At 47.9% G+C, this 13,102-nt stretch carries 11 protein-coding genes; 7 read left to right on the top strand and 4 right to left on the bottom strand.

Annotation, left to right across the window (positions count from 1 at the left end):
* Nucleotides 1–47 precede the first annotated feature (47 nt).
* Nucleotides 48–842 carry a tellurium resistance protein TerC gene (locus HKN88_08290; protein ID NNC98059.1) on the top strand — a complete coding sequence of 265 codons (795 nt, stop codon included), beginning with the start codon at nucleotides 48–50 and terminating at the stop codon, nucleotides 840–842.
* A 64-nt stretch (nucleotides 843–906) separates the two neighbouring features.
* Here HKN88_08290 and phaR read toward each other — a convergent pair whose 3' ends face one another.
* From phaR to queF, 4 genes are all read right to left on the bottom strand, one after another.
* On the bottom strand, nucleotides 907–1,374 hold the full coding sequence (phaR, locus tag HKN88_08285; protein ID NNC98058.1) for a polyhydroxyalkanoate synthesis repressor PhaR: 468 nt from the start codon (nucleotides 1,372–1,374) through the stop codon (nucleotides 907–909).
* Nucleotides 1,375–1,507: 133 nt separating this feature from the next.
* Nucleotides 1,508–2,425, bottom strand: coding sequence for a tRNA glutamyl-Q(34) synthetase GluQRS (gene gluQRS, locus HKN88_08280; protein ID NNC98057.1), 918 nt, complete (start codon nucleotides 2,423–2,425; stop codon nucleotides 1,508–1,510).
* A 38-nt stretch (nucleotides 2,426–2,463) separates the two neighbouring features.
* On the bottom strand, nucleotides 2,464–3,411 hold the full coding sequence (dksA, locus tag HKN88_08275) for an RNA polymerase-binding protein DksA (protein ID NNC98056.1): 948 nt from the start codon (nucleotides 3,409–3,411) through the stop codon (nucleotides 2,464–2,466).
* Nucleotides 3,412–3,559: 148 nt separating this feature from the next.
* Complete coding sequence (gene queF / locus HKN88_08270; GenBank protein NNC98055.1) at nucleotides 3,560–3,991, bottom strand: NADPH-dependent 7-cyano-7-deazaguanine reductase QueF; 432 nt, start codon at nucleotides 3,989–3,991, stop codon at nucleotides 3,560–3,562.
* A gap of 177 nt (nucleotides 3,992–4,168) precedes the next feature.
* On the opposite strand from queF, the gene smc reads away from it, so the two are divergent.
* The 6 genes from smc to HKN88_08240 all read left to right on the top strand — a co-directional run bounded on the left by smc (nucleotide 4,169) and on the right by HKN88_08240 (nucleotide 12,925).
* Nucleotides 4,169–7,663 carry a chromosome segregation protein SMC gene (gene smc / locus HKN88_08265; protein ID NNC98054.1) on the top strand — a complete coding sequence of 1,165 codons (3,495 nt, stop codon included), beginning with the start codon at nucleotides 4,169–4,171 and terminating at the stop codon, nucleotides 7,661–7,663.
* 92 nt (nucleotides 7,664–7,755) lie between these two features.
* Nucleotides 7,756–8,499, top strand: coding sequence for a cell division protein ZipA (gene zipA, locus HKN88_08260; protein NNC98053.1), 744 nt, complete (start codon nucleotides 7,756–7,758; stop codon nucleotides 8,497–8,499).
* A 13-nt stretch (nucleotides 8,500–8,512) separates the two neighbouring features.
* A complete protein-coding gene (ligA, locus tag HKN88_08255; protein ID NNC98052.1) occupies nucleotides 8,513–10,582 on the top strand; it encodes an NAD-dependent DNA ligase LigA in 2,070 nt (689 codons plus the stop codon).
* Between the two features lie 74 nt (nucleotides 10,583–10,656).
* Entirely contained in the window at nucleotides 10,657–10,959 is a 303-nt protein-coding gene (locus tag HKN88_08250) for a LapA family protein (protein NNC98051.1), read from the top strand.
* Between the two features lie 43 nt (nucleotides 10,960–11,002).
* Entirely contained in the window at nucleotides 11,003–12,184 is a 1,182-nt protein-coding gene (locus tag HKN88_08245) for a hypothetical protein (protein ID NNC98050.1), read from the top strand.
* Nucleotides 12,185–12,574: 390 nt separating this feature from the next.
* The gene (locus HKN88_08240; protein NNC98049.1) at nucleotides 12,575–12,925 is read left to right on the top strand and encodes a hypothetical protein; all 351 of its coding nucleotides are present in this window, start codon (nucleotides 12,575–12,577) and stop codon (nucleotides 12,923–12,925) included.
* The last annotated feature ends 177 nt before the right edge of the window (nucleotides 12,926–13,102 follow it).

The following is a 13,102-nucleotide window of genomic DNA, read 5'->3' as shown; positions in this document are numbered from 1 at the left end:
GCAACTATCATAGCCACTAATTTTTACCACCAGACCCCCAAAAGCCCATGGAAAATTTATTCACGCTCGGAAACTTAGTCGACCTTTGTATGTTGGTCATGTTGCAAGCCGTACTAGGTTTTGACAACTTATTGTATATCTCGCTGGAGTCTCGTCGTGCCCCGGCCGAGCGGCAGTCTTATGTGCGTAAGATGGGTATTGCGCTGGCGGTGATTTTTCGGATCATTTTATTGATCATCCTGGTGAAGCTCATTGCTCTGGTGCAAAAGCCCGTCGCCGAGATCAATTGGGATGGTGTGGTTGAAGGCACTTTTAATTTACACAGTATTATTGTGCTGTTTGGTGGTGTTTTTATTATCTACACCGCGATCAAAGAGATCTGGCACATGATGAATCTGGAACAGGACGCTGTGCATGACAGTTCGTCCAAGTCCGTGGCAAATGTCATCATGTTGATCGTGGTCATGAACGTGGTGTTTTCCTTTGATTCTATTTTGTCGGCCATTGCACTTGCCGGAGATAACGTTGTGGTCATGGCAACCGCTATCCTGATCGGTGGTGGCTTGATGATCGTACTCGCCGATGGTGTTACTTCCTTCCTGGAGAAAAACCGCATGTATGAAGTTCTTGGCCTGTTCATACTTTTAGTGGTTGGAATTATGTTGTTAAGTGAGGGCGGACACATCGCGCATCTGGAGTTCTTTGATAAACCGATCACGGTAATGAATAAAACCACATTCTACTTTGTGATCGTGGTGATGGTCTTGTCGGATATCGTGCAGTCACGGTATCAGAAAAAGTTATTGATGAAAAAGTCACGCAAAGTGTCAGTTGAAGCCTGAAAATAAAAAAGGCAGGTTTGACGACCTGCCTTTTTAATATATCTTTTCAATAAGTGTTATTGCTTCACTCTTCTTCCTGTTTTTCTTTTACAGGTTTGTCTTTGCTGAACTTGCTGATTACTTCATCCTGTAAAGCCAACCAGCGGGTATAGTTTTTAGAGGCAATTCCGGTTGGGTCCATGTCGAGTACGTTCTTGATGCGTTCACGCATTTGTTTGCGTTGTTGCATGAACATGTTCATGCTTTGTTCCAGATACCCACCCACCATGCCTTGTACATTACTGCCATAAGAGTTGATGATCTGTGACAGGAAGTTGCGATTCAGTACCGTGTTGCCGTGCGTTTCTTGTTCGGTGATGACTTGCAGAAGGATCTGGCAAGTGATGTCATTACCCGTCTTTTTCTCGATCACGGCAAATTCAACCTGATCATTCACGAGTTTGCGAATATCGCTCAAGGTTATGTAGCGACTTTCTTCGGTATCGTATAAGCGTCGGTTTGGATACTTTTTGATTACTCTGGTTTCACTCATCAGCACTGTCCAGTTTTTTAGTTATTTTGCGATTTATTACAATTGTGATGCGTTCGCACATTCTACGCGGTATAACTATCTAAATACAAGTGCGATTTATTTAGTGGTCCGAATCAAACGAATTGAAAATATATTAAATAACAGTACTTTGTGATGGAATACTCGAAACGTTCCAATGAGAAATTGCCCAATCCAAAATGCTTTTAACGCTCTCTTGGTGCAAATGCTTCGGCGGAGCTTGACCAAGAACGACCAGGGCGTCAGTCAGGTTTCTGGCCGCATTTTTGTCGTCCAGTGCTTTGGCGCCGGTTTGTTTGCTGAGTTTCTTTTTGTCCGGACTCAAGGCTAGCGGCAGATGCAGGTAGTCAGGTGGGGAAGCACCCAGGCATTGATACAAATACAATTGGCGTGGCGTTGAATCCAGCAGATCAACCCCGCGCACAATTTCTGTAATGTTTTGGGCGATGTCGTCAACCACTACGGCGAGCTGATATGCGTATAAGCCATCGCGTCGTTTCAAAACAAAATCACCTACCTCGTTTTTCAGGTCTTGTGCCTCTAAGCCGTAAACCCGATCCTTAAACATCAAGATCTGGTCGCTGACCCGCAAACGAATTCCGCAGTTTTCCCGGTGTTCTGTTTGGCTTCTGCACGTGCCAGGATAAACACCACTGGCTAACAGGCTGCGCTCAAGTTTTTCTGAATTTTGTCGGGCGCGTATTTGTTTGTTGCTGCAGTCACAGTAAAACAGCAAGCCTTGTTTGTGCAATTCTTGCAGGGTATGTTCATAAGCCTCACTGCGCTGGCTTTGATACATCAGCGCCTCGTCCCAGTGCAAACCATGCGTCTCAAGACTGTTCAGAATTAATTTATCCGCTCCCGGAATCTCACGAGGCGGATCCAGATCTTCAATACGCACCAGCCATTTTCCTTGTTGGACGCGAGCCTGCAAAAAACTACCCAGAGCTGCAAGCAGTGAACCAAAGTGCAAGGGCCCAGACGGCGAAGGGGCAAACCTACCGCGATAGATCTGCCCCTTGGATGTTGTCATCACAATACTGGATTCAGTCGTGATTGAATCAATCGTGACTATTTGCCCCGTTGTTTTTCCCGGATCTCATCCAGGGTTTTACAATCGATGCACAAACCAGCAGTAGGGCGGGCTTCCAGACGACGTAAGCCGATCTCGATACCACAGGCTTCGCAGTAGCCGTAGTCACCGAGTGACAAGTCTTCCAAGGAGCCATTGATCTTTTTAAGCAGTTTGCGCTCACGGTCACGGGTGCGTAATTCAAGGCTGAATTCCGACTCTTGAGTGGCGCGGTCGCTTGGATCAGGAAAGTTCGCAGCATCGTCTTGCATGTGATCCATTGTGCGATCCACTTCTTCCATCAGATCACGTTTCCAGGCATGCAAGACATCACGAAAATGATTTTGCATGTCACTGCTCATATACGCTTCACCACGTTTGGGCTTATAGGGGTCCACGCCGTGTATAGGGCCAAAGGAACTCGGCTTTAAAGCATCGGCGTTCTTTTTTCTTTTTTCAGGTTTCACCGCACGCACACGCGCGACAGCCACCTTGGTTGGTGCTGTGTATTTATTGGCTGCTTTTTTAGCAGTGGTTTTTTTGCCAGTTGTTTTCTTTGACGCTGATTTCTTTGAGGTGGCTTTTTTAGTCACTTTCTTTTTAGCGCTGGTTTTTCTTTTAGCAGTTTTTTTCTTGGCAACTTTCTTTTTAGCGGTTTTTTTCTTGGTCGCTTTCTTTTTAGATGACTTACGTGCTACTTTTTTCTTGCTGGTTTTGCGTTTCGTAACTTTCTTCTTGGCAACTTTTTTCTTGGACGCTTTCTTTTTGCTCGCTTTCTTTTTCGTAGACTTGCGCGCTACTTTTTTCTTAGTGGTTTTTCTGGCAACTTTCTTTTTGGCCGCTTTCTTTTTCGTAGACTTACGTTTAGCCGTAGTCTTGCGTGCAGTGCTTTTTCTGCTGACTTTTTTCTTGGTGTTTTTCTTTTTGGTTTTCTTACGAGTTGCCATAGTCATATACCTCTCAACCGTGCTTAACGGTTTTTTGCGTGAGTTTACTACCCAGCCAATGTGTCTAAATTGTTAGCAATATATTTTTGCTTATTTATGCAGCGTCAGAATCATACCTGAAAATCCTATCATGACAAGATTTGACGCATTATGGAAGTTTTACTGCCGGATTAGTTACCCAGCCTTTTTGCCGGTGTTCAGCGATAACATCGGTGTAAACCCCGCCGCGCACATTAAACTTCGCACTCAGACGCATGAATCGCGGGTCTAACAGGCTCACCAGGTCGTTGAGTATCTGATTGGTAACGGCCTCATGGTAAGCGCCTTGCTCACGATATGACCACAAATACAGTTTGTAGGACTTCAATTCCACGCATTTCTGGTCTGGAATGTACTCAAGTTTGAGGCTGGCAAAATCTGGATGTCCGGTAACCGGGCAGATACAGGTGAATTCGTGCGTTTCGATCCGTATGGTGTAATCCCGTTGTGGGTGCGGATTTTCAAATGCCAGCATTTCACTAGCCGCTTTGGTGCGATTGCGACTGGCTTCAATTTGTGCGTTTTCGGGTGTGTTACTCATGCTTTCGCTCATTAAATCGGCAATAAAAAAAATCTCTGCAAATGACCCGGAATTTCACCGTTTTTTTGGTGGTCTTTTGCGGGAGCACACTTTACACTATCGCCCCTGAATGTGACATAGCCAGGCGTCACTTTTGTCGTTTCACGGCCTTATAATCAAGAAAAGAACGGATACTTAATGCGTTTAAGCAAGATCAAACTCGCAGGATTCAAATCCTTTGTTGACCCGATAACCATCGATTTTCCCTCCAACCTCGTCGGGGTGGTAGGACCAAATGGCTGCGGCAAATCCAATATTATAGATGCGGTGCGCTGGGTGATGGGCGAATCTTCCGCCAAAACACTGCGTGGTGATTCGATGGCCGATGTCATTTTTAATGGCTCGAGTTCGCGCAAACCGGCCTCCACCGCGAGCATCGAATTGATCTTTGATAACGCTGACGGCACCATTGGGGGTCAATACGCGGCATACACCGAGATCTCGGTGATGCGCAAGGTCACCAAAGACGGCACTTCTGACTATTTTCTAAACGGTACCAAGTGCCGGCGAAAAGACATTACCGGTATTTTCCTGGGCACCGGCCTGGGTCCACGTAGTTACTCGATCATCGAACAAGGCATGGTGTCGAAATTGATCGAGGCCAAGCCCGAGGATCTGCGGGTCTTTCTGGAAGAGGCGGCCGGTATCTCCAAATACAAAGAACGTCGCCGCGAGACTTCTAATCGCATCAAGCACACGCGCGAAAATCTCGATCGCTTGAACGACCTGCGCGAAGAGATCGAAAAACAGTTATTGCATCTTGATCGTCAGGCCAAAGCGGCGGAAAAATACAAGCTCTTCAAACAAGAGGAACGTCAGGCCAAAGCCGAACTTCTTGCATTGCGATTGCGTGATATGCAAGGGCAGTCAGAAGAACAAGAAAAATTTCTAAACGAACATGAAACAGCCGTGCAGAAAGTGCTCGCCGCACAACGTGAAATTGAAGCAAGTATTGAAAAAAGTCGTCAGGAACAAACTGCAGCCAATGACACCTTCAATGAGGCTCAGGGGCGTTTTTACAAAACCGGTTCCGACATATCGCGGCTGGAGCAAGGCATTCAGCACGCCAAAGAACTGCGACAGCGACAACAAGAGCAGCTCGGGCAAACTGAAAATGCGGTCAAAGAGATTCAAAGTCACATCAAACGTGACCAGGAACAGATCGCTATTTTTGCCGAAGAGATTCGCGAGCTCGAACCCCAGCAAGCCGAAACCGAAGCCAAATTACAGGCTTCGCGTAGCGAACTGGAACAAGCCGAAGAGAACATGCAAACCTGGATGCGTGAGTGGGAAGAGCTGAATGCGGCATCCAGTGAAGCACAAAAAAGCACCCACGTTGAACGAACCCGTATTGAGCATTTGGAAAGCCAGATGTCGGCGGAATTGAATCGTCGCGACAAATTGCGTACCGAACGCGGCACGTTTTCGCTGGGATCATTCGAACAAAAACTGACTGAGTTGATGGCAGGTCAAAGCAGTCAGGAAAGCATGGTCAGTCAACTGCAAGCGCGTCTGGATGAAACCACCCAAAACATCACCAGCCTGCGTGAACAAGAACGCGAACTGGGTAAAAGCCTGGACGGGATGCGCCGTGAGCAACAAAAAGCCAGTGGTCGCCTGGCCTCGCTTAAGGCCCTGCAAGAAGCCGCACTGGGTAAAAAATCCGATCATTTGAATGCCTGGCTGAAAAAAGAAGGTCTGGACGCCGCGCCGCGTCTGGGTGAGTCACTGCAGGTTAATGCAGGCTGGGAAAAAGCGCTTGAGACTGTTTTGGGTCCTGCCCTGGAAGCGGTATGCGTGGATAGCATTCGCCATTTTGTGGATGACCTGGCGCAACTGCAAAGCGGTCATGGCATTCTGGTAGACAAGCAACAGAATTCCAGTACACAAAACTCTTTGGCTCAGCAAGTGCAGGGCGAGTTCAGTCAGCTTAGTGTCTTGCAGTCGGTATACACCGCACCTTCATTGAGTGCTGCACTTCAGCAACAAAACACCCTCAAGAGTCACGAGTCGGTCATCACCGCTGATGGCGTTTGGTTGGGTCCCGACTGGGTACGCGTGAGTCGTGATGAAGATACCCGCGCAGGGGTCTTGGCGCGTGAACAGGAAACCCGCGAACTGGAAAGCACGCTTGCCGAACTGGACGCACAGATCAGTGCACAGGCCGAGCAACAGCAACAATTGCGTAGCCAGATCAAACATCAAGAACAAGAGCGCGATGAACAGCAAAGCGAAGCCAACCGGGCAAACCGACAGTTCGCCGATCTACGCGCACGCCTTGAAAGTCAGCAAGAACAGCGCAGTGAACTGAGTGCGCGTATCACCAATATGGACTCGGATCTGGCCACACTGGAACAGCGCATCAGTGACGGTGAAGTACAAACCCGTGAAGCGCGTACCCGTCTGGACGCAGCGCTGAATACCTTGGCCGGATTTGCCGACAAACAACAAGAACTGGACGGCACCCGCGAAGCGGTGCGCAGTACCTTACAAGCCGCACGCAGCAAGGCGCATGCCGATCAGGAGCAGTATCAGGCACTCGCGGTTCGCTTTGAAGCCCGCAAGGCGGCGCATGAATCACTGACACAAAATCTGGAGCGCATGCAAAACCAGATCGCGCAACTCGAAGAACAAAGTTCGGGCTTGCAACGTCAGTTACGCGTCGGGGTGGAGCCGCAAAAAGCACAAGAGCAGGAACTAGCCGACCTCTTAAAACAAAGTGTTGAGATTGAGAATGAGGTCAAGGCGGCACGCAATGCACTCGAAGAGATCGAAACCAAATTAAAGCAACAAGAACAAGATCGTCTCAAGGCTGAAGGCGAAGTACAAGTTGCGCGGGAAGAATTACAAAAAGTGACCCTGGCTTTACAAGAGATTAGGGTGCGTCGCGACACCGTGAACGAACAGTTGCAACAAACCGGTTTTGCGTTTGCCGAACTGGCCGAACAACTCGATGAAGAAGCCACCATCGAAGCTTGGCAAGAACGCCTGGCGTTGCTCGAGCGGCGCATTCAACGTCTGGGTGCTATAAATCTTGCCGCGATCGAAGAATTCAAAGAGCAGTCGGAACGCAAGATCTATCTTGATCAGCAAAACGATGATCTGACGGAAGCACTGGATATTCTCGAGAACGCCATCAAGAAAATTGATAAAGAAACCCGTACGCGTTTTAAAGAAACCTTCGATAAGGTCAATCAGGGCTTTAAAGAAAAGTTCCCGCGCTTGTTCGGTGGCGGTCATGCGTATTTGGAATTAACCGGTGACGATCTTCTGGACACCGGGGTAACAGTTATGGCGCGCCCGCCGGGTAAACGCAATAGCACTATCCATTTATTATCCGGGGGTGAAAAAGCCCTGACCGCGGTTGCCTTGGTGTTCTCGATCTTTGATCTCAATCCTGCACCATTTTGTATGCTCGACGAGGTCGACGCCCCGCTGGATGACGCCAATGTTGGGCGTTATTGCGATATCGTGCGTTCGATGTCTGACCGGGTGCAATTCATTTTCATTACGCATAACAAGATCACCATGGAAATGGCCAAGCAGTTGTCGGGCGTGACCATGCATGAGCCTGGCGTGTCGCGTATTGTGGCTGTCGATGTCGATGAAGCAGTAGAAATGGCGAATTTGTAGAACCGGGCAATTGCATAGCGTAATTTGTTGTTGTGTAAAGAGTTCCTGTTGTATGATGCAAAGGTTATTACTACGATGAAAAATTATTAACTATGAGCGAATTTCGATGGATATTATTGGGTGTGGCACTGGTGGTGTTCCTGGGCACCATTGTGTGGTCGCGGTTTTCCAATAATTCCAAAGCACGTAATCTGTTCGAGACCTATGATGACGAGGAGCTTGGCAAAGACGTGTTGTATGCCGATGATCCGGTAAAGATCGAAGAAGACTTCGGGGTGAGTGAGGTACGCATCATCAAACCGGCGAGCGCGGATTCCGCCTTAACGTCTGAAAGTGACAACTCTGAATTTGCCCGAGAGTCGGGCTCAGGTTTTGGCGATGAAAACAATGCACCACAAGAAGCCGCCGATGAAAACCAGCACATTATTGTTTTACACGTCACGGCCAAACCGGGCGAGACTTTCAAAGGCAATAAACTGTGCCGCACCCTGGAGCATTTCGGTTTAAAGCACGGTAAATACAAAATTTACCATCGCGAAAGTCTGCAAAATCCGGATGTTTCGCTATTCAGTGTCGCCAATATGATCAAGCCGGGTTATTTTGAGGTCGATGCGATCGATTCTTTCACGACCCCTGGAATTTCTTTTTTTCTGGTACTGCCCGGGCCACATGATCCGGTCACAACCTTTAATGAAATGGTGCAAACCGCACGTCAAGTGGCGCAACAAATGTCAGGCGAAATACTCGACGCCGAACGCAGTACATTCAGCACCCAGCGCGCGCAATTGATTCGTGATGAGATTGTAAATTTCATGCATCGCCTGGAAGATGCCTGACGCCTGAACCATCATGGCCGCCAAGAAAACTGAATCCGCTCCAGGGTCCGCACCAGAGTCTGCAGCTGAACCAAATCCGAAAATCATTCAGCGCGTAAAAGAATTACGCCAAAAGATCCGTCTGCACAATCGTCTGTATTACCAACAGGACAATCCCGAGATCCCGGACAGCGAATACGACAAACTGTTTCGTGAACTCCAGGCTCTTGAGCAACAATATCCCGCGCTGTATTCCAGTTCCTCGCCAACCGTTCGGGTTGGTAGCCAGCCACTGGACGCTTTTCACAAGGTCAAACACGCGCAACGCATGTTGTCATTGCAAAATGTATTCACCGAAAAAGAACTCGAAGCCTTTGATAAACGCTTGTGTAAAGCGCTTGAAGTGGACAGTGTTGAATACGTGGCCGAACCCAAACTCGACGGTTTGGCGGTCAGTTTGCGTTACGAACAAGGCATATTAGTCCAGGCGGCCACGCGCGGTGACGGCAGCACCGGCGAAGACATTACGGAAAATGTTCGTACCATTCGCAGCGTGCCCCTGAAACTCTCAGGTGATTTTCCTGAAATCCTGGAAGTGCGAGGTGAAGTGTTTATGCCGCGTTCGGGCTTTGCCCGCATGAATGAGGAATTACGTAAGGCGGATAAAAAAACCTACGCCAATCCGCGTAATTCTGCCGCCGGAAGTTTACGTCAACTTGATTCGCGCATCACCGCGGCCCGCCCGCTGGATATTTATTGTTATGCCCTGGGACTCTGCTCGGATGGCTTTGATTTGCCTGCACATCACTATGACCGCTTGCAGTGGATCAAAACTCTCGGATTTCCGGTCAATGATCTGATCGAGGTGCTTACCGGGGTTAAGGCCTGTGAACGCTATTACCAGAATATCGGCAAACTGCGTGACGGTCTGGATTACGACATCGACGGAGTGGTGTATAAAGTGAATTCCATCGCGCATCAGCAAGAGCTGGGGTTTGTTTCTCGCGCACCGCGCTGGGCCACGGCGCACAAATTTCCGGCGCAAGAACAACTCACGGTGATCGAAGACATTGATTTTCAGGTCGGACGCACCGGCGCGCTGACTCCGGTGGCACGCCTTAAACCGGTGGAAGTGGCCGGGGTGATCGTCAGTAACGCCACTTTGCACAACATGGACGAGATTGAACGCAAAGACATTCGCATCGGTGACACGGTCATCATTCGCCGCGCCGGTGACGTGATTCCCGAAGTGGTCAGTGCCGTTGTGAGTGAAAGACCCAAGTCGGCTAAAAAAGTGCAGCTGCCGGCACGCTGTCCGGTGTGTGATTCAGCGGTTGAACGCAATGAGTCCGAAGCGGTGGCGCGTTGCACCGGTGGCTTCGCCTGTGGCGCGCAACGCAAAGAGGCCATGAAGCATTTTGCTTCCCGCAAGGCCATGGATATCGATGGTCTCGGGGATAAATTGTGTGAACAATTACTGGATGCGGAACTGATCCGGGATCCGTCCGATCTGTACGACTTAAGCGCCGCGGAAGTTGCCGATCTGGAACGCATGGGGCAAAAATCCGCCGATAATCTTATTGCCGGCCTGGAAGCGAGTAAAAAAACCAGCTTGGCGCGGTTTTTATACGCCCTGGGTATTCGTGAGGTTGGAGAAGCCACAGCCGCGAGTCTGGCCGCGCATTTCGGGGACATCGAGCCACTCAAACAGGCCACTCTGGAAGCCTTGATCAATATTTCCGACATTGGTCCGATCATGGCCGGACACATCCACGCGTATTTCCAACGCCCGGAAAACCTCGATCTGGTCCAGCGCTTGATCGAGGCCGGCGTGCACTGGGAAACGGCCGCACCCACCGTCACCAGTGACGCATTGAACGGCCAGGTGTTTGTGATCACCGGCACCCTGAGTAACATGTCGCGGGATGAGGCCAAAGCCGCGTTACAGGCGCTGGGGGCAAAGGTCACGGGCTCGGTGTCAAAAAAGACCGACTATCTGGTGGCAGGTGAAAAGTCCGGCTCCAAACTCAGCAAAGCAGAATCCCTGGGGGTCAAGATTCTGGATGATGAAGCCTTTAAAGCGCTTTTGGCTAAATACGCTTGATTCTGCCTTATAATCCAAACATCCAAGATCAATACCCGATCCCTTCATTCGTATCGATATAAAAAGGCTGGAACATGAAATTTTTACGCACCCTGATCTTTATCGTCTTTTTTGTTCTGGTCGCCTGGATCGCAATAACCTTGATCTGGACTAATAAAGAGGTGGTTGAACTCAATCTCTTGTTTGCCACCTTCGAGCTCAAACTGGGCGAGGCTCTATTGGGCTTTTTTGCACTTGGCATGTTCACCGGAATTTTGTCGATGTTCCTGCCATGGGTGAAACGCGCCAACAAGGCCAGAAAACTGGGTAAAGAATTACGCACCAAGCAAAAAGAAGTGGAAAACCTGCGTAAACTCCCGATGCAAGAGCTGGACTGATCCAGTATTCGACCAGTAATCAATAATTAACTAAAGACCTCACGTGATTGAAACTCTAAAAACCATCGCCTATTTGGGTGTGCTGGCCGCAGCGGTGTATTTTTCTTGGAAAGCCGGGGTGAAAGCGGCACGGCGTGAAGCGCGCAAGAATTCACAACCGCCTTTGAACCTGAATGCCGACTACATGCGTGGTTTGAATTTCATGCTCACCGAGCAACCCGACAAAGCCTTGGATGTGTTTTTGCAAATGGTGGAAGTGGACCACGAGACGGTGGAAACCCATTTTGCCCTGGGCAGTTTGTATCGCAAACGCGGCGAGATCGACCGTGCAATCCGCGTGCATCAAAACCTTATCGCCCGACCGAATTTAAACAAAGTTGAAAAACAAAACGCTTTATTCAATCTGGCTGAAGATTATTTGAGCGCCGGCCTGCTTGATCGAGCAGAGGCCTTGTACGCGCAAATAGAAAAACCGGGTGATCATTACGATCTTGCACAAAAACGTATCTTGAGTCTGGATGAGCAACAAAAAGACTGGGAAAAGGCAATTAAAGTTGCCGAAGCACAAAGCAAGGACAAGCAGGATGTGCAAAGGCTGGCGCATTACTATTGTGAATTGGCGGAACTGGCTTTGCACAAAAATGATCTGCATCAAGCCAAATTACATTTAAAGGGCGCACTTAAGTATGCCAAGGATTTTTTACGTGCCAAGATCATCGCAACGCGTATTGCCGCGAAAGAGGGCAAGCCGGAGCAGGTGGTTAAGCAAATGGCGCTGATTATGGAACACGACATCAATTTGGTGGCCGAGATCATGCCGTCGTTCTTTCGGCTTGCGCAGGAAGAAAACAATACACAAATGTTTGACGAGCAATTATTGAAGATCCTGGACGCGCATCCGCAGTATGTGGATGTCTTGGTCTCGTCACTGGTGCGACACGATCTGGTACAAACGCCGGGCACACGAAAAATTGTACTGGAATACATCAGGCAAGGTCAGCAGTTCAATGCCTTGCACACTTTATTACCGGATGACCTGAGATCCACGCCTGAAGATTTACCGGATGAACGCTTCAATGCAATTCTGGGAGTTTTAAAACTCACCGGGCATGGCAAAGCCGCATTTCAGTGCGTTTCCTGCGGTTACGCCAGTAGCCATCATCAATGGAATTGCCCGGGCTGCAAATCCTGGGATACGGCAAAAGCAACGGCGCAGTATCGCTAATCAATATCGCTAATGAAACCAGAGGCATATATCCAAGAGTAGACACGAAATGAAGACTTCATTCACATAAATGTGACTCATAGAGTTTTGTTTGTTTCACTTTGCTAAAAACCGACAGTCGTATTAACAAATGTACTCTATTTCTATTAACACATTGATTTAGAAGCAGTGTTAAAGAATATGGGGGTTTTTCAGGTGAAAATGCGACACTAGATTCAGAATCATTGTGTCGCTTTTTACGGAACTTTATTATGACGTTTGTTTAGTCTATGTTATTGTTTAGTTTGAATAAATCGTGGTATTTAACCAAACATTAATGGATAATTACCGACATAGAATTATGCGACACTGTGTCGCTGAATAAAACTGTTATGCGATAAAAAAATAAAAATGAAGCTTAGAGGAACAAGGACAGAAAATGAGTATCGTGCTGAGTTGATTTGTACTCATGAACATCAGTTTGGTGCAAAATCTGTCTCGGCTTTTAAAAATGTTCTTTTGAAACTTGGTGAAAACCCAGATAATGCTTATATACTTGAGTGGATACCTGATCAAGGCGAGGACATTCTTTTAATTTACTTATCAGGTGACCGTCTTGTTTCTATTGAGCTTGATCGTAACGATTCTAAAATTGCACCTATAGTTGAGTATCGTGATTTCCATGCTTATACTCAAAAGCAAAGTAAAAGTAATCAAATCAAACTAGCAGTTGCACAAGAGTTAAGTAATGCAACCGCATAACAAGTCGCTGAATAAGGATGCTACTAAAGTAGCACCTATTAGCTAAAACATTATGTGCACAAGAACTTAAGATATGAGTATTGAAGTAATGAAAAAAGAAGTTAGTTCGTTTTTTTTAAACAATCTTGAGCACTTAAACTCTGTCGAGTTTATAAGTTACGAGTATGAAAATAGTAA

This window comes from Gammaproteobacteria bacterium (assembly GCA_013001575.1).
Taxonomy (GTDB): Bacteria; Pseudomonadota; Gammaproteobacteria; order Steroidobacterales; family JABDMI01; genus JABDMI01.
This window is presented reverse-complemented; position numbering and strand designations above follow the sequence as displayed.

Coding starts and splice junctions, on each gene's coding strand:
- ligA (NNC98052.1), top strand. CDS start 8,513: ATGGCCGCCAAGAAAACTGAATCCGCTCCAGGGTCCGCACCAGAGTCT.
- dksA (NNC98056.1), bottom strand. CDS start 3,411: ATGGCAACTCGTAAGAAAACCAAAAAGAAAAACACCAAGAAAAAAGTC.
- smc (NNC98054.1), top strand. CDS start 4,169: ATGCGTTTAAGCAAGATCAAACTCGCAGGATTCAAATCCTTTGTTGAC.
- gluQRS (NNC98057.1), bottom strand. CDS start 2,425: ATGACAACATCCAAGGGGCAGATCTATCGCGGTAGGTTTGCCCCTTCG.
- phaR (NNC98058.1), bottom strand. CDS start 1,374: ATGAGTGAAACCAGAGTAATCAAAAAGTATCCAAACCGACGCTTATAC.
- HKN88_08240 (NNC98049.1), top strand. CDS start 12,575: ATGAAGCTTAGAGGAACAAGGACAGAAAATGAGTATCGTGCTGAGTTG.
- HKN88_08250 (NNC98051.1), top strand. CDS start 10,657: ATGAAATTTTTACGCACCCTGATCTTTATCGTCTTTTTTGTTCTGGTC.
- queF (NNC98055.1), bottom strand. CDS start 3,991: ATGAGTAACACACCCGAAAACGCACAAATTGAAGCCAGTCGCAATCGC.
- zipA (NNC98053.1), top strand. CDS start 7,756: ATGAGCGAATTTCGATGGATATTATTGGGTGTGGCACTGGTGGTGTTC.
- HKN88_08290 (NNC98059.1), top strand. CDS start 48: ATGGAAAATTTATTCACGCTCGGAAACTTAGTCGACCTTTGTATGTTG.